This is a genomic window from Limnovirga soli, assembly GCF_013106755.1.
Taxonomy (GTDB): Bacteria; Bacteroidota; Bacteroidia; order Chitinophagales; family Chitinophagaceae; genus Limnovirga; species Limnovirga soli.
Genome location: NZ_WHPF01000008.1, coordinates 45,646 through 69,225 on the forward strand (window position 1 = coordinate 45,646; position 23,580 = coordinate 69,225).

At 39.0% G+C, this 23,580-nt stretch carries 13 protein-coding genes; 3 read left to right on the forward strand and 10 right to left on the reverse strand.

Annotated elements, in window-relative coordinates; translation table 11 throughout:
- Window positions 1-212 precede the first annotated feature (212 nt).
- From GD597_RS12335 to GD597_RS12360, 6 genes are all read right to left on the reverse strand, one after another.
- Window positions 213-635 carry a response regulator gene (locus GD597_RS12335; protein WP_171608175.1) on the reverse strand — a complete coding sequence of 141 codons (423 nt, stop codon included), beginning with the start codon at window positions 633-635 and terminating at the stop codon, window positions 213-215.
- A complete protein-coding gene (locus tag GD597_RS12340; protein ID WP_171608176.1) occupies window positions 632-4,780 on the reverse strand; it encodes a PAS domain S-box protein in 4,149 nt (1,382 codons plus the stop codon). The genes GD597_RS12335 and GD597_RS12340 overlap by 4 nt, the downstream gene beginning before the upstream one ends.
- 9 nt (window positions 4,781-4,789) lie before the next feature.
- Window positions 4,790-5,233, reverse strand: a complete 444-nt coding sequence (locus tag GD597_RS12345; protein ID WP_171608177.1) for a response regulator — start codon at window positions 5,231-5,233, stop codon at window positions 4,790-4,792.
- Between the two features lie 204 nt (window positions 5,234-5,437).
- Window positions 5,438-7,714 (reverse strand): PAS domain-containing sensor histidine kinase, encoded by a 2,277-nt coding sequence (locus GD597_RS12350; protein WP_171608178.1) that lies wholly within the window; start codon window positions 7,712-7,714, stop codon window positions 5,438-5,440.
- A gap of 486 nt (window positions 7,715-8,200) precedes the next feature.
- Window positions 8,201-9,478 (reverse strand): sugar MFS transporter, encoded by a 1,278-nt coding sequence (locus tag GD597_RS12355; protein ID WP_171608179.1) that lies wholly within the window; start codon window positions 9,476-9,478, stop codon window positions 8,201-8,203.
- Window positions 9,479-9,495: 17 nt separating this feature from the next.
- The gene (locus GD597_RS12360; RefSeq protein WP_171608180.1) at window positions 9,496-10,314 is read right to left on the reverse strand and encodes an N-acetylmuramic acid 6-phosphate etherase; all 819 of its coding nucleotides are present in this window, start codon (window positions 10,312-10,314) and stop codon (window positions 9,496-9,498) included.
- 356 nt (window positions 10,315-10,670) lie between these two features.
- On the opposite strand from GD597_RS12360, the gene GD597_RS12365 reads away from it, so the two are divergent.
- Window positions 10,671-12,701 carry a beta-N-acetylhexosaminidase gene (locus GD597_RS12365; protein WP_171608181.1) on the forward strand — a complete coding sequence of 677 codons (2,031 nt, stop codon included), beginning with the start codon at window positions 10,671-10,673 and terminating at the stop codon, window positions 12,699-12,701.
- Window positions 12,702-12,850: 149 nt separating this feature from the next.
- Here the strand turns inward: GD597_RS12365 and GD597_RS12370 are convergent, their stop codons facing one another.
- Window positions 12,851-13,663: an alpha/beta hydrolase gene (locus GD597_RS12370; RefSeq protein ID WP_171608182.1), complete on the reverse strand. Its 813-nt coding sequence runs from the start codon at window positions 13,661-13,663 to the stop codon at window positions 12,851-12,853.
- 124 nt (window positions 13,664-13,787) lie between these two features.
- Between GD597_RS12370 and GD597_RS12375 the strand changes: the two genes are divergently transcribed.
- Both GD597_RS12375 and GD597_RS12380 read left to right on the forward strand, forming a co-directional pair.
- Entirely contained in the window at window positions 13,788-14,744 is a 957-nt protein-coding gene (locus tag GD597_RS12375) for an ATP-grasp domain-containing protein (protein WP_171608183.1), read from the forward strand.
- 102 nt (window positions 14,745-14,846) lie between these two features.
- Complete coding sequence (locus GD597_RS12380) at window positions 14,847-15,953, forward strand: carboxylate-amine ligase (RefSeq protein ID WP_171608184.1); 1,107 nt, start codon at window positions 14,847-14,849, stop codon at window positions 15,951-15,953.
- A 221-nt stretch (window positions 15,954-16,174) separates the two neighbouring features.
- On the opposite strand, the gene GD597_RS12385 is transcribed toward GD597_RS12380, so the two are convergent.
- The 3 genes from GD597_RS12385 to uxaC all read right to left on the reverse strand — a co-directional run bounded on the left by GD597_RS12385 (window position 16,175) and on the right by uxaC (window position 23,573).
- A complete protein-coding gene (locus GD597_RS12385) occupies window positions 16,175-20,467 on the reverse strand; it encodes a PAS domain S-box protein (RefSeq protein WP_171608185.1) in 4,293 nt (1,430 codons plus the stop codon).
- A 290-nt stretch (window positions 20,468-20,757) separates the two neighbouring features.
- On the reverse strand, window positions 20,758-22,044 hold the full coding sequence (locus GD597_RS12390) for an MFS transporter (protein WP_171608186.1): 1,287 nt from the start codon (window positions 22,042-22,044) through the stop codon (window positions 20,758-20,760).
- A gap of 128 nt (window positions 22,045-22,172) precedes the next feature.
- The gene (gene uxaC, locus GD597_RS12395; protein ID WP_171608187.1) at window positions 22,173-23,573 is read right to left on the reverse strand and encodes a glucuronate isomerase; all 1,401 of its coding nucleotides are present in this window, start codon (window positions 23,571-23,573) and stop codon (window positions 22,173-22,175) included.
- Window positions 23,574-23,580 lie beyond the last annotated feature (7 nt).

Genomic DNA, 23,580 nt, shown 5'->3' on the forward strand with positions numbered 1-23,580 from the left:
TGTTAATGGGTAATTGGTTATTCTAATACCAGCTGTTGATTAAATGGCATCGCCTGTTGCGTCGCAAGCACTTTATCGTTCAATTCTTTATTGGGCAAATGCGAGTTTTTGATTGCCGTTTTTTTGCTGCATGTATTGGTGAAAGTACAAGTGTGCGACGCAAGTAAAGCTGCATTTTGTACTTAGGCCCGGCCAATAATGATTAGGATAGATTAATGAAAGTAATTTGCTACCGCCGGATGGTTTTTAAGCGTTTCAAGATACTCGATAGTTAGTGGCTTTGGCACAAAGCTTAGTACCAGTGGATGGTTATTGGCTTTGGCTTCGTCTAAAGGGTTAACGCTGGAAGAAAGCACAATAATTTTTATTTGCTGATGAAGCGATTGGTAGTCGTTGGCAAATACATCCAAAAATTCCCAGCCATCCATTACCGGCATATTAATATCTAAAAAAATGAGTTGGGGCATTTCTCTTTCGGCTGCTGGTTTTGCCATTTGCTCAACAAAATAATCGCAGGCAAATTTGCCGTCCTGCAGCTGAATGATTTTACTGCAGAATTGTGTATCATTAAGCATTATTTCGCTTAATACCTGCACCATATCATCATCGTCTACACACATTACAACAGGTATCATGCTTCGGTTTGTTTGAAGGTTATTGTAAATGTGGTTCCTTTATTTTCTTCGCTATCTATTTCAATTTTACCACCCAGTGATGTAATTTGAGCATGTACCAGATAAAGGCCAATTCCTTTACTGTCTGGGTGGCGGTGAAATTTTTGATGTAAGCCGAAAATTTTATTTTTCACCTTATCCATGTTTAAGCCGGAACCATTATCTGCAAATATAAGTTGTATATGGCCATTGTGAATATGTGTAGAGATATTTAATATTAATGCCCTGCCTGGTTGTGCATATTTGATGGCATTGGTTATTAAATTAAGAAATATACTTTCCATATACTGTTTATTAAACAATACTATGTTGGCTGCACTGAAATTGGCATTTATGCTGCCTTTTGAAGCTTTTATTAGCGATTTAATAGAATTGGTTACGCTGGCAAAAGTATTGGTAAGGTTAACTTCTACATATTCATGTGTAGTATTTTTTTTGATGATGAGGATATCAATTAAATCATTTAGTGTTTCATTTAGCTGGTAGGTAGAGTTTTTAAAGCCTGAAATGAGCTTTTTGCTTCTGTCGTCAGTAATTTTTTCTATATCCAGCAGGTTTACAAATGAAATTAAATTGGTAAGTGGCGCCCTTAAATTATGGGAGGTGATATAGGAGAATTGCTGCAATTCATTGTTGTTTTTAAGCAATTCTGTTATCAGCTGTTTTCTTTCTTCTTCGCTTTTCTTTTTATCGGTAACATCCTGTAATGCGCCAATCATTCTAACGGCTTTGCCTTCGGGGTCTCTAATTACAATCCCTTTGTTTTGCACGTAGGCATAGCTGCGATCTGTTTTTCTAAAGCGATACTCATCTGTCCAGCTATTTTCTTTGCTTTTTATAAGTGCTTTTATTTTATTGATTACCCCCTCTGCATCTTCAGGGTGAATGTTTTTTAACCAAATGGCAATGTTTTTTGCACTATCAGTGGTGTCGTATCCAAACAAAATAGTGAAATTTTCTCCGCAATATAAATTGCCGGTTTGTATATCCCAATCCCAAATAGCATCCGATGTAGCTTTGGTGGCATATTCGTAGCGCTCATTACTTATTCTAAGCTCATTTTCTGCTATTTTTCTTTCGGTAATATCTCTGCCAATACCCAACAATCCAATAATTTCACCTGAAGTATTATACAGGGGCAATTTAGAGGTAAGTAAGTAGCCTGGTTTACCGGTTTTTCGGTTTATAAAAACATCTTCCTGATTAAGAATAGGTATTCCGCTGTGCAAAATCTGCATATCATGCCAGTATCCTTCTCTTCCATTGGCATCTTTAAATATTTCAATATCTGTTTTGCCAATTATTTCATACTCATCCTTAACGCCCATAATTTCCATGTCAACCGGATTGGTAATTATTTTACGGCCCTTAATGTCTTTAATATAAATGGCATCGGGTAAATTATTAATTAGGGTACGTAACTGGTTTCGTTCTTCTTTAATGGCTTCGTCTGCCTGCTTGCGTGCTGTAACATCACGTGAGCTAATTATAATTGCTTTTATGGCAGGATTTTTTAACTGGTTATTTCCCTGCGCTTCCATATACAGGTATTTCCCACTTTTGCTTCTATATTTAAACTCCACAATAGGAGAGTAGCCGTGTTCTTTTACTAAACTTTTAAATTCATTAGCTGTTTTAACAATATCATCAGGATGTAGCATGTCAAAAACATTAGTACCAATTAATTCATATTCCGTATAACCAAGTACTTGCTGAATTGAGGAGCTTTCATACAGTATTAATCCGTTTTCATCAACAAGGGTAATAATATCAGAAATGTTATGAATTAATGACCTGAATTTTTCTTCGCTGTTTCTAATATCTTCTTCAGCTTTTTTTCTGGCATCAACATCAACCCATGTAAGTGCTACACCTATAACATTTTTTAACTTATCCTGTATGGGGACAACCGAGAAATTTACCCAGCCATTATTTTTTTCAAAGGGCAATTGATATTCTTTTTGAACAATACTTCCATTTAGTGCAGCTTGTATATCCTTGTGAAAGTCAATAAGGCTTGTTGAGTGTATATATTTTCTTATATCATCACCAATTGTTACCTGTATGTCAAATAGATGCTTAACAAATCTTTCGTACACCTTATTAAAAGTGAGTATGGTGTATTCATTGCTGATAAGCACAATCGAATCAGACGAGCTATTAAAATATGCTGATAATTTGTTTTCTGATTCTGTAATTCTGGCTTCATCTTTTTTACGTTCGGTAATATCTGTAGCCATTCCACAAATAGCAGTAGGCTTTCCTTCTTCATCAGGTATAACAAACTTAATAATGTTTAAATCGTACGAAACACCCTGAATACATAAGGTTTGTTCATAGGTTACCGGAGTTTGAAAATCAATTACCTCATTGTCTGTTTCAACAGAAATGGCAGCAATGTCAGCAGGTAAAATCTCATCATCAGTTTTGCCAAGCAAATCCAACTCCTGCAGTTTCATTATATTCTGATAGGAGTAATTGGCCATTAGATATTTTCTGTTCAGGTCTTTTATCCAAATGCTAAATGGTGCATTGTTTAATACAGATTGCAGCCGGTTTTCACTTTCCCTTAGCTTGTCTTCAGCAGCTTTTAGTTGGGTAATATTGGTGCCAATACCAAGTAACCCTGAAATGTTTTTTTGCTCATCATAAAGTGGCACTTTCGAAGTCAGTAGCCATTGTGTAAATCCCTTATTATTAATAAAAACTTCTTCTTTGTTTATAATTCTTTCTCCATTTTGTAATACCCTTAAATCATCGTTGTAAAAACTGTTTCCGGCTTCTTCATTAAATATTTCCGTGTCTTTTTTTCCAATCATATCAGCCTCACTGCTTACACCTGCAAAAGATAAGTCAACGGGGTTGGCCATAATTTTCCGGCCTTTAATATCTTTAACATAAATAGAATTTGGTAAATGATCAATCAGTGTTTTTAACAGGTTACGTTCTTTTTTTATTGATTCTTCGGCTAGTTTATTTTTTATTTCAGCCAGTTTGTTTTCGGTTATATCCAAACAGGCCCCAAACATCTTAACTGGCTGACCAAACTCGTCAAGGGTAACCAATCCCCATGATTTTAAATGGCGTATTTCCCCATTTGGTCTTATAATACGTTCTTCAAAATCAATCTGCTCCTTTTTCTCTATGGCAACCTGCAATAGCCGTTTCACCCTATCCTTATCTTCCTCATGTACCAAGTTCAAATACCCGACAAATGAAGGATTGAAATTGGTTTTGTCAAGGCCAAAAATATTAAATAACTCTTCCGACCATGTAACGGCATCTGATGTTAAATCCCATTGCCAATTACCCATATGAGACATTTTTTGGGCCTGCAACATCAAAATACTGCTTTCTTTCAAAGCCTCATCGGTAAGTATTCTGGTGGTAATATCCCTGCCCACACAGTAAAAAGAATCTCCGGAAGGAGTCGCATTCCATTCAATAAACTTATAACTCCCATTCTTGGCCTGATAACGGTTAATAAACGATTCAATAATGGATCCTTTAAACAATTTTTCAGCAATGATAGTGGTGGCAGCTTTATCATCCGGGTGAACAAATTGAATATAGGGGATGGCATAAATATCTTTTTCTGTATAGCCTAGCGTATTGGTAAAGGCTTTATTTACTTTTAAAAAATAGCCCTTCTCGTTGGTAATGCCAATAATGTCAATGGTAGTATTTAAAAAAGTGTTTAGGTCGTGTTCCGTTTTTCTGCGCATCTTTCTGTCTGCGGCATCTTCCAGTTCTCTTTTTACCACAGCTCCTAATCTAAGCAGGTTGCCCTTCATTAGGTAATCATTAGCACCAGCTTTCATCATGCTAACAGCAATTTCTTCCCCTACCGTACCCGATACCAATATAAAAGGAGTGTCTTCATCCACCTGCTTCAGCGTATTCAATATATCAGAACCATTAAAACCTGGCAGCCTGTAATCAGAAATAATAATATCCCATTTTTCACCTATCGCTGCTTCAAATAGGGCCATCGATTCTACCCGTGTAAAGGTTACGTCGTAATTAGACTTTTCCAATTGTCTAATTAATAGCGCTGCATCGCTTTCATTATCTTCAATAAGTAATAATTTCAAGGGTTGTTTCATGGTTGTACTTTAAAGTGGTTGAGGTGGAGCTTCATTCAATACTAGCCAATACAACCCAAGTTGTCTAATAACTTCTGCAAATTGGGTAAAATCTACAGGTTTTCTTATATAACTATTCACGCCCAAATCATAGCTTATGGCTAAATCCATTTCCTCCTTAGATGATGTTAGTACTACAACAGGCAATCTTTTGGTAAGTATATTGCCTCTAATCGCTTTTAATACTTCTAAGCCATCCACTATCGGTAATTTAAGGTCAAGTAATACAATGGTAGGTAAATCATTTTTATCTCTTTGGCTAAATGGCCCTTCAGCAAATAAATAATCCAGTGCTTCCTGACCATCTTCTGCCACCTGCAATGGGTTTGCAATATTGGCTTTTTTAAAAGCTCTTTTGGTTAATGCAATATCACTTTGGTTATCTTCTACCAAAAGAATTGTTTTATTATTCATTGTAAACTATTTTATGGCAGCAGTCTTCTCTAAGTTAAATCATTTAAAAAACAACTACGCCTATCTTATATAATTTAAAACCAAACTGCTTAATTTTTAACATTGGCCACACAGCAAAAATGCTATTAAGCTTTACTTGCGTCGCACACTTGTACGTCAGAATGAATGTCAGCAAAAATCAATTCAAACCAATCCCAATCCTTGCTACTCATGTAAAGTAAAAAAGAAAGTAGCTCCATTATTTATTTCAGCTTCTGCCCAAACAGTACCCTGATGCATACTTATAATTCTTTGCACTGTGGCAAGGCCAATTCCAGTACCTTCAAAATCTGATTGCTTATGCATTCTCTGAAAAGCCCCAAATAGTTTTTTACTCTTATCCATATTAAAACCAACACCTCTGTCTTTAATGTAAAATGTAGCTTTTCCTTCAATAGCAATTTTTCCAAAATAAATAGTTACTTCCTCCTTTTTGCCAGAAAACTTTACTGCATTATGAATTAGGTTAGTAAGCATAATTTCCAATAAATTGGCATCTCCCTCTGTTATAAGATTATCTGAAATATGGGCAATAATCGGTGGGGTATTGCCTAAATCCCTTATTCGGTTAATAATGCTGTTGGCAATAACACTCATATTTACTAATTCCCTTTTTAATGCCGTTCTGGCAATTTGAGATAGTTTCAACATCTCATCTATAAGAACACCCATTCTTTGGGTTTCGGTACGTACCCTTTCTAAATAGGCCATGGCAGTTTCATCCAGTAAATGACCATAATCTTCCAGTAAAGCAAGGCTCCATCCATCAATGCCCCTAAGAGGTGCTCTTAAGTCGTGCGATACGGAATAAGAAAATGCCTCCAGTTCTTTTTTGCTTTTTTCCAGCCTCAATTCCAAACTTTTTTGATTGGTAATATCCCAGTTCATGCCAATCAATCTTATAGGAGCCCCCATTTCGTTTTTTTGCACAAATCCGTAACCTTTAATAAAATGAATACTTTTATCGGGCCAAATAATTCTAAAATCAAAATCAAGTTCATTGCCGCTTTCAAGTGCCTCCTGTACCTTTTTATTACTAATGTCTTTGTCGTCTGGGTGTACGGTCGCTTCCCATGCCTCATAAGCGCCGGTAAATTTGTTGGAAGGCACATTAAATACCTCATACATCTCCTCATCCCATACCAAAATATTATTCACCACATCCCAGTCAAATACACCAATATGGGCTGCCTTTTTTGCCATGGAAAAGCGTTCTGTCATCACCTTCAAATCCCTGGTACGTTCATTTACTTTAAACTCGAGCTCTTCATTTAGTTTTTTTATTTGTTCGTCGGCTTTCTTGCGGTTATTAATATTCATTACCATAGCCAGTGCGCCGTCATATTCACCGTTCTTGTACATGGGGCCGGTTTCAATCAACACCCATAGCGGCGTATTGTTTTTGGTAATGAAGCAAAACTCGTGTTGCTCAGGAATACCTTTTTTTCTTTTCTCTAAATTCTCCAGTGCCAGTTTTCTTCCTGCCTCATCCATAAAATAAAAAAGCTCCTTTCGCATCATCTCATCTACCGAATAGCCCAGCATGTTTGCCATTGCACCATTTACAAAAGTGGTGCAATCTTGTTTATCAATCATCCAAATACCTTCCTGGGCTGTCTCAACTATAAGCCTGTATTTTTCTTCACTATTTCTAACTTTTTCTTCTGCTTTTTTTCTATCCGTAATATCCTGAGATGTACCCCTTAAAAACATTTGCCCTGTTGTATCATTTCTGTCAACAACAGATTGTGTGTTAATCCATCTAATACTGCCGTCCTTAAGTATAATCCGGTGGTCAATTTGAAATGAGGTTTCACCGGCAATAATATTCTCCCGGGTTTCTGCAAGCTTACCTAAATCATCAGGATGAATGATGCCCATAAACATAGCATAGCTGCCATCAAAGTCATTGTCAAACCCAAAAATGCGTAAACACTCTTTAGAAAAATTGTATTTTTCTGTTTGCGGGTCAAAAGTCCAATGCCCGGTTTTAGCTACTTTTTGTGCCAGTTCTAATTGCAGATTAGCTTCTATTAATGCCCCCTCTGTTTTTTTATATGTGGCATCTTCAGGGGTTATTTTTGTAGCGGTGGTGCGGATAAGTATTATATTTTCAGTTTCATCCCTGCAAACATCGCTGTTTAATATTAGGGTAATAGTGTTTGTATTTGGTAGTCTAAGGGTTATTATAAAATCTTTTATAAATCCTGTCGAAAATAAAGGGGGTAAATAAAAATCAGTAAAGTGATGAAGTGTTTCTTCGCTAAAAAAGTCAGATAGTTTTTTATCTCCTTCTTTTAAATCGGTAGTAGAATCTATCCAATGTGAAAAAGTGGTGTTGGCGCTTATTAATACCAAATCCTTATCGCAGCAGAAATAGCCGAATGGCGCATTATTAAAAAGCGCTTTTGCATTTTCATACAAAAAGTCTTTTGGTTCCATAAGTCTGCATTAAAGCGTACGGAGATAATCTGTATAAGGTATGGTTATTTATTCCAGATACATATAAATATCCGTTGCACGGGTTAAGTGTTGCTCACAAAATTTAATCAAATAGCCAATCCTAAGTTAGCTAAAAATTACATACAATAAAATTATATATTTTGGTAGGTGCTGGAGTTTTTGTTTAAAAAAATCTGCTTAAAATTGCTTTTTTATATATGATCTTCTGAATAGCTGATTATTTAATTTTCGGCTGCAATTGAAACTTGGGATTGTTTTTTTTGTTTAAATAATTTTCGATCGAAAAGAAAGTAAAGAATTGAATTCAGGTTGAATAGTGTCTTTTAATTTTTATTGCCAGAAATTAAATCATTAAGAAACACAATGATCTAAAAATTTACTTGACATTAGCCCTTCTGTAAATACCAAGCATTTTGGATCATTTTTGTACAAATTAAATGCAATACTAGTTGTAGGTATTATTCTTTACGCCTTTCCAGCCTTCCACTTATGTCCTTTGATGGCATAAAATAAAATGCAGCAATAACCGGGTATTACCAGCCAGTAGGCTTGTTGTGGAGAATAGTTTTCTGCAAGTCTGCCGTATAACAAGGGTAGAATGGCGCCGCCGCCAATGGCCATGATTAATAATGAGGATCCTTGTTTGGTAAACCTGCCCAGTCCATTAATAGCCAATGGCCAAATGGAGGGCCAGCACAACGCATTGGCCAGGCCCAATAAGCCAATAAAAATTACAGATACAATCCCACTGCTGCTTAAGGCCACCAACGCAAACACCATACCGGCAATAGCAGATATTTGCAAGGCCTTTTGTTGTTGTATAAACCTGGGTACACAAATAATCCCTATCAGGTAACCCAATAACATATTTAAAATGGTGAAGCTGGCAAAAAACCTTGCCACCGAAAGCGATATGCCAATGCTGGCGGCATAACTGGTAATGGTGTCTACCGCAATTACTTCTACGCCCACATATAAAAATAGGGTAAGCACACCCATTAACAGGTGTGGAAATTGAAATATGCTCCTGGCTTCAATGGATGTATCTGTATCATCGCCTTTTGTTTCCGGATCTGCATCTACCTCGGGCAGGCCCGATTTATAAATCCATACCGCCATAACTACCAGTAAAAGTGCAATTACCAGGTAAGGTACAATTACCCTGTTAGCAAGCACCTGCAATTCGGCAGCTTTTGCCATTGCTGTTAATCCACCCAACGATTGCTGCAAATGGTCTGCATCCTGTAAAATAATACTACCCAATATTAATGGGGCGGTAACTCCGGCAATGCCATTGCAAATACCCATTACACTAATACGTTTAGCTGCACTTTCGGGTGGACCTAATAAAACAATATAGGGGTTAGATGCCGTTTGCAAAATGGTAAGTCCGGCACCTTGTATAAATAGGCCCAATAAAAAAACCGGGTAAAACCTGGCATAGGCCGCCGGAATAAACAATAAAGCGCCAACAGCCATTAACAGCAGGCCCAGCATCATCCCTTTTTTAAACCCTGTTTTTTGTAATACCCAGCCAGCTGGTAAAGCCATTAATGCATAGGAAATATAAAATGCAAATGCTACAAAATAAGAGGCAAAAGTATTTAACTCACAGGCAATTTTTAAATAAGGTATCAGCACCGAGCCCAACCAGGTAACAAACCCAAAAATAAAAAACAAAGCACCAATAATTATGATGCTTCCATTGTTTTCGCTTGCCGCAGGGAATGGCTTTTCAGGCATATTGCTGGTGGTTATTTTTAGTTGTTTGCTGCGCTAATATGTTCTAAGGCTTTTTGTACACTTCCTTTTTCCAACAGCAAGGTTTTGGCCGCCTCATAATCGGTTATGGCTCCCTTGTCCATTAGCATGCGTACTGCCCTGTCGGTAATTTTATTGTTGATAAGTTGCACATGCACCATCTGATTATCCAATACCCTGCCCAGTTGTATCATGGTGGTGGTACTGATCATATCAAAAATCATTTTTTGTGCAGTGCCGCATTTCATGCGGGTGCTGCCGGTAATAAACTCCGGACCGGTAATTACTTCTACAGGTATGGTGGCAGCCGCAGCAATGGGCGATTGCGGGTTGCTTACTATACAGCCCGTAGTAATACCATGTATGGCGCACTGTTCCAAAGCGCCTAATACAAATGGAGTTGTACCACTGGCGCTAATACCCAGCACAATATCCTTTGAGTTTATTTGTTTCTCTTCAAGTGCCTGCCAGCCTGCATTAGGGTCATCCTCCATTTGCTCCATGGCATCTATTAATTTATCTACACCACCTGCCAGCACTACGTTTACAATTCCTTTTTCTATACCATAAGTTGTAGGCAATTCAATGGCATCCAATACCGATAGTCTGCCGCCACTGCCAGCGCCCAAATAAAACAAACGCCCACCAGATCTAAGCGCATGGGTAATATGTGCAATCAGCAGGTTTAATTGGGGCAATGCTTTTTCTATGGCCAGTGCTACGGTTTTGTCTTCATGGTTTATAAGTGCCGTAATTTCCTGTATCGATTTTTGTTCCAGGTGCCTGTGGTGCGATGGTTGCTCAGTAATCTTATTCATATTTATGCAAAGTGTTTGAACCGTTTTAAAACAAATGAAAGATATTTGATAAGCTTGATAAACTGCCATAAACCGGCAGCATAGATAAAATTACTTTAAAGAATGGTAATCCTATGCATCATTTCGGCCAGGGATTGCAGTGGAAAGCCCGCAGCGAACAAAGTGAGTGAGGACTTGTAACGAAAAGCCCGGTGCTGCCCCGCAGCAGGCCGCTTGTAAATGGGTAAACGCAACTATGCAAATAGTATATTTATGTTACGGGCAAGGGTTCTTCGAGCATCGGCACTTGCCACGCTCGGTTCATCGTTCCAGCCTTGTGGCACCATTTAAAACAGCAAAAAATGGAATTTGATTTTATGAGAAAAATATATTTCCTGCTTTTTTTGGTGTGGTGCACTAATGCAGTAAACGCGCAAAATAATGTGCTAAATGGTATGCCCATGCCGGCACATGTACAAACAAATAATGCAAAGTGCAGGGTAGTAAAATCTTTTAGTGCCGCTGTGGTGGGCCATCCTGGCCAAAGAGTGTATAGCGCAACTACCCGTACGTTAAGAAGGCTGGATGAGCGAGTTGGACTTTTTTTTAAACAAGGGAATATTGCCAATATTGATACCAGCCACAATGCCACATTATTAGTGCAAGTGCACCAACCTGCCCAACTACAATTGTATGAAGATGAAAGCTACCAGCTGCAAATAAGTGATACCCAAATTCGCATTACAGCACCAACCGATCTTGGTGCTTTACATGCCATGGAAACCTTATTACAAATATTAAGTGTAGATGCGCAGGGCTATTATTTTCCCGGTGTAAATATTACCGATACACCTCGTTTTGCCTGGCGCGGACTATTACTGGATGTTTGCCTGCACTGGATGCCAATGGATGTTATAAAACGCACACTGGATGGAATGGCCGCAGTAAAACTAAATGTGTTTCATTTTCATTTTAGCGAAGACCAGGCTTTTAGGGTAGAATCGAAAGTATACCCGCTGTTAACGCAGCTGGGAGCCGAGGGCAATTTTTTTACACAGGATGAAGTAAAAGAAATCATTGCCTATGCCAGCGATAGAGGCATTAGGGTAGTGCCCGAAATAGATGTGCCCGGCCATGCTACCGCCATGATAAAAGCCTATCCTGCATTGGCCAGTATACCCCGAAAATATGAATTGCAACGCTATTATGGTGTTTTTGACCCCACCCTGGATGTAACCAAAGAATACACCTACCAATTTCTGGATACTTTATTTGGCGAAATGGCAGCCTTGTTTCCGGATGCTTATTTTCATATTGGCGGAGATGAGAATACGGGGAAAGATTGGGAGAACAGCCCATCTATACAAGCATATATGCAGCAGCATGGCATTGCCAATGGCCACGATTTACAAACAGCTTTTAACAGCCGCCTATTACCAATACTTAATAAATACCATAAAAAGGTAATGGGCTGGGATGAAATATTACAGCCGGGTGTGCCTAAGGATATTGTTATACAATCCTGGCGAGGTGGCGATCCATTTTATGCGTCAATAAAACAGGGATATACCGCCCTGTTATCAACCGGTTATTATATTGATTTAATACAGCCGGCTGATTATCATTATCTGGTAGATCCGGCACCGGATAGTATTTTACTTAGCGATGAAGAACGTAAACGTATTTTGGGCGGAGAAGCCACCATGTGGACGGAACATACGACAGCCGAAACAGTAGATTCGCGTATTTGGCCCAGAACGGCTGCTATTGCAGAAAGGTTATGGTCGGCAAAAGAGATACGGGATGTAAATGATATGTACAGGCGTTTGGATATAATTAGCCTTAGGCTGGAAGAATTGGGTAGCACCCACCTGAAAAATAAAGCCATGCTGATGCGTCGCCTTTCCAACGGCTATGATACCAAAGCCCTGGAAGTATTGGTAGATGTGATTGAGCCATTGAAAATTTACGAACGTAACGAAGGTGATACCATGTACAATGTATTTTCGCCCTATACCAAGATTGCTGATGTAGCTACCCCCGACCAAAAAGTGGCCCGTTCCTTCAGGAATTTGGTGGATGCTTATTTGGTTAACCCGCAAGTTTCCGTGCAAAAGGAAATTACCGGGCATTTACAATTGTGGCAGGAAAATGATGCAGCATTTATGCAGCTGGTGCAACGGTCTCCGGTATTACAGGAGGCGGTGATATTGTCTAAAAACTTATCTATTATTGCAGGTTATGGTTTGCAGGCCATGCAATATTTGAATGGAAAAGCACAGCCTACTACCCAATGGAAGGCAGCGGCAACCACAGCCCTAAAAAAAGCCAGCACACAGGGTGGCCGTTGCGATTTACAGGTGGTTACTGCTATTGAAAAATTGGTGAATGCCGTTAAAGTCAAATAGCTCATTTTTATTGCAACTGCTGATGGGCTGCGGGATAGGAGCGGAAAGCCCGGACTGAGCGCAGCGAAGGAGGACTTGCAGCGTATAGCCCGATATACAGCTGATGCATGATGTACTGTATATAGCCCCAAGAGGTATTTTTACTTATTTTATTTACCCCAGCCCCATTGCAAAAATGCAGGTAGTGCCCTGCCCCAGGTTTCTACATTGTGCTGCCCATCGGGTAATTCCAGGTATTTAATTTGCTCATCGGTATAGCCCTTTGTTTTTAGCATACTGATGAGATCCAGCACATCATCAATAGAATCGATGATGCCGTTATTATTACGGTCTTTGGTTTCGTCTAAAGCACCGCACTGGAAAAAGAAACGCAATTGAGGGGAGTAGTTACCCAGTTTTACCTGCTGGTGCATAATGCGGTCTGTGTCATCGTTGTAGCCATCTTCGTATGCTTTACTGCGCCACCAGAAAGAGCCACTGAATAAACCCAGTTTACTAAAAGTGTGTGGGTGGTTCCAGCCAATATCCATAGCGCTTAAAGCACCCAGGGAAAAACCAGCAAAAGACTTTTCTTTAAAACTGTTAAGGGCATAGGTTTTCTGTATAAAGGGTATAAGTTCTTCAAAAATAAAATTGGTATATGCGGTGGCTTTACCGCCGCGGCCCAGGTAATCGGGGGTATTGGCGGTGCCATATTCCATTCTGCGGTCTTCGCCGCAATGAATGCCAATACAAACCAGTGGTTCAATGGCATTTTGCAATAACAATTGCCCGAGAATATTGGCAAAAGGCATTTTTGGCAAATCCTGCCCGTCGTTAATTAATAGTAAACTTAGTTGCGATGGGTTGGCAATATTGGTGGGTAAATACGCATCAATTAAAACGGTTCTTTCCAAATAAGTTGAGGTGATGCTGCTACGTTCAACCAAAACACTGCTTACATTCAAATTCTCCTGCGCCATATTTTCAAAAATAAGGAAACTGGTTTTTGTAAGGCAAAAAGAATTTTTTTAGGGTGTTGCGGTTTATTTCATTTTAGTTCTCTATATTGTAATTCTATTTTAAAACACTTAATCCGGTTTTAGTATGAAAAAAATTGGCATCTTACACGGTCAGGAACGCACGTTTCCGCAGGCATTTGTAGAAAGAGTAAATAGTAAGAATATCGAGGGTATTACTGCCGAGTCGGTAAGTATTGATAAGGTAATGCAAGGCGAACCTACCGAGTATGCGGTAATTTTCGACCGTATTAGCCAGGATATCCCTTTTTACCGGGCCTATCTTAAAAATGCGGCAATTTGTGGTACAGCAGTGATCAACAATCCTTTTTGGTGGAGCGCAGATGAAAAGTTTTTTAATAACTGTTTGGCTACAAAAATTGGTGTGCCGGTACCAAAAACAGTAATTCTGCCTTCCCGTGATTTACCGGATGATACCACCGAAAAATCTTTTTCAAATCTGGCATATCCGCTGGATTGGGAATCGATTTTTGGCTATACCGGTTTCCCCACTTACATGAAACCATTTGCCGGTGGCGGATGGAAAAACGTATATAAGCTCAACAGCATAGAAGAGTTTTTTGATAAGCATGCCGAAACCGGTCAGCTGGTTATGATGCTGCAGGAAGAAATTATTTTTACCGAGTATTACCGTTGCTATTGCATTGGTGGTAAATATGTACGCATCATGCCTTACGAGCCACGTAACCCGCATCATCTGCGTTATGTGGCCGATTTCTCTCCATCGCCTGAAAGGTTGAAAGAGATGGAAGACATTGTATTGCGCATAAACAAATACCTCGGTTACGATTTTAATACTGTAGAACTGGCCATTCGCGATGGTGTACCTTATGCCATTGATTTTTGTAACCCTGCACCCGATGCCGACCGCAACAGTGTAGGCGAAGAGAATTTTGCATGGGTGGTAGAAACCGCTGCCAACTACGCTATTGAAAAAGCGCTGGCACATGTAGACAATGCAGATAATCTTACCTGGGGCGAGTACATAAAACGCAGTGCTTTAAAACAGGCATTGTACCCATAGGTTGGTTAGTATACAGGTGTTACCGGCAAAACAATAAAGCCCGGCACCGCTTGTGTCACTCACTTGTACGGCAACAATACTATTCAGCAATAATATAAGGCTATGGCAAATCTTAGTTATAAACATTTTACATTAGGGGTAGAAGAAGAGTACATGGTTATAGACCCTGTTACACGTGAATTAAAAAGCCATGAACAAAAAATTGTAACCGAAGGGCAAAAAATAATAAAAGACAAAGTAAAGGCCGAAATGCACCAGGCCGTGGTAGAAGTAGGTACCGATATTTGTCAGAATATTGAAGAAGCCTATAAAGATGTTTCTACCTTACGCAGTACTATTTCGCAAATAGCCGGTGATTTGGGTTTATGGGTTGGTGCCAGCGGTACACACCCTTTTAGCCACTGGCAAAGCCAGCTAATTACCGATCATGCCCGTTACAACGAAATAGTAAACGAATTGCAGGAAGCTGCCCGAAGCAACCTTATTTTTGGCTTGCATGTGCACGTTGGTATGGAAGACCGTAAAATGGGTATTCATATTGCCAACTCGGCCCGTTATTTTTTGCCACACGTGTATGCTTTAAGTACCAACTCGCCTTTTTGGATTGGCAGAAATACCGGGTACAAATCTTTTAGAACCAAAGTATTTGATAAGTTTCCACGTACAGGTATACCAGATTATTTTGAAAGCATAGAAGCATATGAAAATTATGTAAACCTGCTTATAAAAACCAACTGTATTGATAACGCCAAAAAAATATGGTGGGATTTAAGGGTGCATCCCTTCTTTAATACGGTAGAGTTTCGTATTTGCGATATACCAATGACGATTGATGAAACCATTACCATTGCGGCATTGTTTCAGGCAATTTGTGCCAAGCTATATAAACTACGCAGCCAGAATATGAATTTTATGATGTACCAACGTGCATTATTAAATGAAAATAAATGGCGGGCCAGCCGTTATGGTATTGATGGAACCTTAATTGACTTTGGTAAAGAATCTGAAGTAAATACCCGGGTATTAATTTATGAATTGCTGGATTTTGTTGATGATGTAGTGGATGAATTGGGTAGCCGTCATGTTTTAAATAATGTACACAATATGCTGGAGAAAGGTACAGGTGCCGACAGGCAATTGGCCGTATATAAAGAAACCAATAATCTTATTGATGTGGTGGATTATATACACAACCAGTTTTTGGGCTAATAAGAAAAAGAGAAATAAAACAATGCCTGCCATACAACCATATGGCAGGCATTGTTTTTTATAAAATTGTTTGCTGATTAATATGATACAGCTGAATGGCTGCGGGATTGCAGTGGAAAGCCCGCAGCGAACGCAGTGAGCGAGGACTTGCAACGAAAAGCCCGGACTTTATTTGATTAGATTGATATAGCCGGAAGCCCCAAAGATTTATACCATTAATTTTAGTTTGAAGCTACAATAGTAAGATGAGGCAACCATTTTTTAACTGCATTTTCAATGGTTTCAATCAGCACGGGTTTGGTGATATAATCGTCCATACCGGCTTCTATGCATTTTTCTCTTTCACCCTTTACGGTACCTGCGGTAAGTGCAATAATGGGAATGCGGCTGCCATTTTCCATTGCCCTAATTTCTGTGGCGGCTTCGTAGCCATTTTTTTCGGGCATTTGCACATCCATAAAAATAATATCTGGTTGTTCTTTTAAATAAATATCAATTGCCTGATTACCATTTTCGGCTTCAAACAATGTTGCATAAGGTAGCATGCCCTGCAAAATAATGGTGGCCAGCATCATGTTTACAGGGCTATCGTCTGTAACCAGAATTTTTACAGGGGTATGATCTTCGGTAACAACAGGTTTTTCTGCAATGACAATAGGGGTGTTTTCCTTTTTGGTTTGAAGCCTGGAAAGGGCATCGTATAACTGCTGAATTTTAATAGGTTTTACCATTTTGTGAGGCACATTTAATTCTATGCAAGCTGCATTAATTTTTTCATCATCGGCAGAACTGTATAACAAAATAATATGCTGATGGTGCATTTCCAGTTCATTTCTTATAATGCGTATGGTTTCAATTCCATCCAGGCCGGGCATTGTAAAGTCGAGCAGTATTACATCGAATGCGTGGCCTGATTGTAACATGGCTATCGCTTCGCGGCCATCGGCTGCTTCCAGTGAACGGATATTTTTTAGTGCCAGCATATCGCGTAATATGCGGCGGTTATTGGTATTGTCGTCAACAATAAGCACTGATTCAATATGATCGATTGCTTCCCATTCTACTGCTTCGCCCTGCATATCGCGAACGCTAATATCAAAATAGAAGGTAGAGCCATGGCCTGGTTCGCTTATTAGCACCAGTTTGCTACCCATTAATGATAATAACTTATTGGATATGGTGAGTCCTAAGCCAGTACCACCAAATTTTCTTGTGGTAGAAGCATCTTCTTGTGAAAAGGCCTCAAATATTTTTTGTTGATTTTTTGGATCAATTCCCAGACCGGTATCCCGAACAGAGAAGCGAAGCTGTGACTGATCGGGCTCTGTATTACCAAGCAATTCAATTTTTAATTCTATTTCACCATCTTGTGTAAACTTAACCGCATTACTTAATAGGTTAACCATGATTTGCCTGATACGAATGGTATCAGCCCAAATATAGCGGGGTACATTGTGGGCAATGTTGAGCAGCATTTCCAGTTTTTTCTTATGCGCCTGGAATTTGATCATATCTGCAACCTGACCACATACTTCGTAAATATCTGTTTGCTCGAAGGATAGTTCCAGCTTGCCTGCTTCTATTTTAGAAAAATCAAGTATATCGTTAATGATATCCAATAATGAATTGGCAGATTGGAATACCGTAGACATGTATTGCTGCTGCGTTTCATCCAATTTTGTTTTCATTAATAAATCAGTAAAACCAATAACACCATTTAGTGGTGTACGAATTTCGTGGCTCATATTAGCCAGAAATTCTGATTTGGATTTGCTGGCGGCAATGGCCAATTCCCTGGCTTCCAGAATTTCTTTTTCGGTTTGTTTTCTTTTTGAGATATCGCGAACAACAATCTGTACAACAATTTCCTCGTTTAATAAAAAGGTATTTAATAAAACCTCGGCAGGGAAAGTTTCGTTGGTATCAATTCTTTTTTGCAGCCATTCAAATTGCATGGTTCCCGAAGCACGGGCTTTAACCATGTATTTTTTTATCAGTTCTTCTGATTTTTCTCCATTAAACTGGAATTCAGGTGTTACATCAATGGGTTTTAAACTACATAATTGCTTTTTGGAGCTACAGCCAAAAAGCTTAACTGCCGCGCTGTTACAATCAAAGAAACCTGTTTCGTTAACCAGTAATACCGCATCGCTGGTTGAATCGTATAGTGTTCTGAATTTTAATTCAGATTTGATAATAGATTCTTCCATTTTCTTCTGTTCTGTAATATCGTATGTTACACCTGTCATGCTTACGGGGTAGCCTTTTTCATTTTTGGCTACCCTGGCAAAGGCTTTTAAATAGCGTACCTCACCGTTTTTCCAGATGATGCGATATTCTTCATTCAGGTCGTGATCATTCATCACAGCCGCCTGAATACTTTTTATAGCCATTTCCAAATCCATTGGATGCACCCTTGCTCTCCAGGCATCTGTAACATCAGTATATTCATCCGGGGATGTGTCGTATAATTTATACATCATATCATCCCACACATTATTTTTATCTGTAAGCGATATGGTCCAAACGCCAAAACCAGCTGCATCGGCTGCTAAAGAGAACTGATCGTTGGCGTGTTTTATTTGGAGCTCTGATGCTTTGTGGCCGGTAATATCCTGAATGTATCCATGAAATATAATGCTGTTAGTGGCTTTTTCGGGTAATGCTTCTGCCCTTACCCAAATTTCTCCTTTTAAAGGAGCTACAATCCTGAATTCCTGATGCCACTGGCTCATTTCCCTTGCAGCAGTATTCATTGATGCTATTACCCCTTCCAGATCGTCAGGATGTACCCTTTGGAAAATTACCGATGTGTTAGAGATAATATCTTCATCAGTTATTTCCAGGATTTTTTTCAAACCATCTGAGGCAAATGGCAAACTGAATGTATTGTCTTTATACAGATTGTATTGGAATAATCCACCCGGTAATTGTTGGGAAAGTTTCTTTAATAAATCGGAAGCTTTTTTAACTTCCAGTTCAGCAAATTTAAGATCGTTTATATCCTGCAAAGTGCCATAAACCCTGGTGCATTGCCCATTGATGATTTCGCTTTTTGCAATGGTTCTTACCCATTTCTCTTGTCCATTTGCGGCAATAAGTAGTAGTTCCACGTCAAAAGCTGTACCCATAGTAATAGCTTCTTGCATTAATTGGGTAATGGTATTTCTGTTTTCGCCTTCTTTGTAAAATTGAATACCTGTTTCAATGCAGGGATTAAAGTCATCTGCCACTTCGTGTATGGCTTTTGTTACTGTTGACCAGAATACTGTATTGGTAATCAGGTTAACTTCCCATCCACCAACTTTGGCTACTTCATTGGTTTGCTCCAGCATTTCCTTAATAAACCGTATTTCATTTTCTTCATTCTGCCTTTGGGTAATATCTCTTTCTACCGCAATAAAATTGGTAAGGATACCATTGTCGTTAAATACCGGATTAATTGTAAGGTCCAGCCAATATTTTTCTCCGTGTTTAGTATAGTTGATAATGCGCTCTGTAACAGAAGCTTTATTGCTTAATGCAGCACTGATTCTTTTCACAGTTTCCTGATCAGTTTCGGGGCCCTGTAATAATTCTCCGGGTTTTTTACCCAGGATTTCCTCATAAGAAAATTTGGTAAGTTGCTGATAGGCATCATTGGCCCAGGTTACCTTTCCTTCTGCATTGGCAATAACAATAGCATCGGTGGCTTTTGATGCTACCAATGCCAGTTCCTGTAATTTTCTTTCGTCTTTTTTCTTGGTAGTAATATCTCTAATTACGCAAATAACATCAATGGTGTTGATGGCAATATTTTTTACTGCAGATACTGTTGCGGCAAACCAATATGTATTGCCATTAATGCTAAGAAAATACTCTGCCTGATTACGTTTCCAGGTTTGTAATGCACCGTCAATTGCATTTTTTAAAATGGTAGTTACCTGTTCCGGAAATCCACTTTCAAAAAGGGATTTACCCATTAAAGATTCTGCAGAGCCAAAGAGTAATTCATCTTCTGCACTTTGGTAATATTCCTTGTATACATAGTTGGGGTCGAGTATGAACACCATATTACCCGAGTTGCCCAAAATCTCTTTATAGCGGTTAGAAGTATTGATTAACTCAATTTCTTTTTCTTTATGTTGGGTTATGTTAACATGTGCACCCAACATACGTGTTATATTGCCATATTTATCCTTTATAGCTTTTGCCCTGAATTTTGTCCAAATGGTAGAACCGTTATTATGCAGGTATTTTATGATGGCTTCAAAAGGAGTATCAGCTGTTTTAAAATGCTCGGGTGCCTGTTCGTTAACAATGGCAAGATCTTCAGGAAATATTCTGCTTTGCCAGGTAATAATACTGTCTATAGGAAAACCTAGTGTTTGAGTGAATTTTGGATTTACCCATACGTTATTGGTATCCTGCATATCCTGATACCAAAATCCATCAAGGGATGACTCCTGAATGAAATCAAAGATAGCTTCATGCTCGATGATGTGAATGTAAAATTCCTGTTTGAGGTTATTCATAAGAACGGACTACATTTAATCATTTGCCAGTACTCTAAAACAAGGAGGGTTGTTTTAAAATGCCGTAAAAATTAATGAAACAGATACCGGATTAATAGCCTGAACATTGGATTTAATGATGTTCAAGCGAATAAAGTTAAAAAAAAATGCGTAAAAGCCAAATTTGTTCTATAAAAATTTATAGTTGTATGCAAATTTTATTCTATATAAAACATTTTGCTGCCATAAAAGTGGAACCCTGAACCGAGCGTGGCAAGTAAAGCCAAATATATATTGTGTTGCCGGCTACATTATTTTTTAACCACTACCGCATTTTTTGTAAGCCAGTGCATAATACACCAGGCCAGTAAATAGGCACAACCACATACTACAAAAAGCAGGTTATACCCGGTAGTAATATTGCCCAGTGTTTTAAAATGGTCTAACACTATGCCAATAATTAAAGGGAATATAATACCACCTACTGCACCGCTCATGCCCGCAATGCCTATTACCGAACTTACCATTTGTTTGGGAAAATAATCAGACGCTACCGTATATATATTGGCACTCCAGGCCTGATGCGCTGCCACAGCTAGGCTTATTATGGCAACAACTACCCACATATTGTTGGTAAACTGCGCAAATATTACCGGTATTACACAGCAGGCAAATAATAACATGGCTGTTTTACGGGCTTTGGGTATGGCCATGCCTTTTTGTATAAAATACGAGGATAAATATCCTCCACCAATACTGCCAATGGTGGTGGCAGAATAAATTATTACCAGTGGCCAGCCGGGATGCGTAAGATCTATTTTAAACGTACTGGAAAAATAGGAGGGAAGCCAAAACAGCATAAACCACCAAATCGGATCGGTAAAAAACTTGCCAGCTATTAATGCCCAGGTTTGTTTAATGGTGAATAGTTGGTGCCAGGCAATTGAGGTTGCTTGTGTATTACTGCTGTCAGTTTCGTCGCTGTGGATATAGGCAAACTCTGCTGCCGATAGTTTTTTTTGACGGGCCGGAACCTCGTAATAATATATCCAAAATATCAACCATATAAAACCTATGGCACCGGTAATAATAAATGCTTCCTGCCATCCATAGGCACCTAAAATGGCCGGCACCATAATGGGTGCTACCACCGCGCCTATATTGGAACCCGAATTAAAAATACCCGTTGCAAATGCCCTTTCTTTTTTGGGAAACCATTCTGCCACTGTTTTTATAGCTGCAGGAAAATTACCAGCTTCGCCAATACCTAAAAGTGCCCTGGCCATTCCAAAGCCCAATGTGCTTTTTACCAACGCATGCAGCATGGCGGCAATACTCCATACTATTACAGAAATAGTATAGCCCAGTTTGGTGCCAATCCTGTCAATTACCCGTCCAATAAGCATTAGCCCAAGCGCATAGGTGGCCGAAAATGCCATTACTATATAGCTGTAATCTTTTTCTGTCCATGCAAATTCTTTTTCCAATGTGGGCTTTAGTAAACCCAGCACCTGCCTGTCTAAGTAATTAATGGTAGTGGCAAAGAATAGCAGTGTTACTACTGTCCAGCGATATTTTCCTATGGCATTTGTTTGCATGCAGCGTTATTTTTACAAAATGTATGAGCCGAATTATTGTATTTCAATTGGGCATTCTTGCGTCGCACTCTTGTACGTTTGGTTCAATGCGCAGCAAATAAAAAACTATAACAATTTACTGTATCTTATTACACATCAAAATATTGTTTTGCATTATAATAGCATATGTCCTGTACAATTTTTCCTGTCCATGCCATATCATTGGGCAGTTCGCCATTTTCAATCTCAGTACCCAGCAAATTGCACAATACCCTTCTAAAATATTCATGTCTTGGATACGATAAAAAGCTTCTTGAATCAGTAAGCATGCCTACAAATTTGCTTAACAAACCCATATTGGATAATGTGTTTATCTGCTCCGTCATACCTTCTTTTTGGTCTAAAAACCACCAGGAGCTGCCCCACTGAATTTTACCGGCACTGCCACCGTCATTAAAATTGCCAATCATGGTAGCCATCATGGCATTATCGGCGGGATTAAGATTGTATATTATTGTTTTGGCCAATACATCATCCGCATCCAGATTATCTAAAAATGCAGCGCAGGCATTGGCATTGATACTATTCCCAATTGAATCCCAGCCAGTATCGGGGCCCAGTTGCAGCATGCGCCGGGTATTATTATTTCTAATCGCTCCTATGTGAAATTGTTGCACCCAGCCTTTGGCATAATGCATTTTGGATAATTCAGTTAACAGTGCAGTTTTTAATTGCTTTTGCTCAATTGGTTGTAACGTTTTACCAACTCTTATCAAATCAAAATAATTACAGGCTTCTTCGTAGGTGCAGCGGGCATAATCCATTTGTTCAAGGCCATTATCTGCAATGGTGCAGCCCATGGTGGCAAAAAAATCGTGGCGCTGCTGTAAAGCATTACAATAACTGTCGTAACTATTGATATTGATATCAGTAACTACTTCCAATTTATCAATATAGGTATTAAATGCAGATGTATCGGCTGTTTGAAGAGCTTTATCAGGCCGGAAACCCGGTGTAATTTTTATATCACTGCAATTGGCTTGTATTATTTTGTGAGACTGTAAATCATCGGTTGGGTCATCGGTGGTACAAAGCATTTCCACCTTCATCTTCCTTAACAGGTTAAGTACAGAAAATGACCTGGTTTGTAAAAGTGCTGATGATTGCGCGTAAATTGATTTTGCTGTAGCCGGTGATAGCAATTCCTGAATATTAAAATAGCGTTGCAGCTCCAAATGTGTCCAATGATATAAAGGATTACGTAAAGTATATGGCACTGTAGCAGCCCATTGTTCAAATTTTTCAAAATCGGTTTTTGTACCGGTGCAATAGCTTTCATCAACGCCATTGGTGCGCATTGCCCGCCATTTATAATGGTCTCCATATAACCAGGCCTGGGTAATATTTTCAAAACATACATCTTCTGCCATTAACTGCGGGGAAAGATGATTGTGATAATCAATAACAGGTAACTCTTTCGCATAATCATGGTATAAGCGCTGTGCTGTTTTGCTTTGTAACAAAAAATCATCGTCTAAAAATTGTTTCATGTGGCCT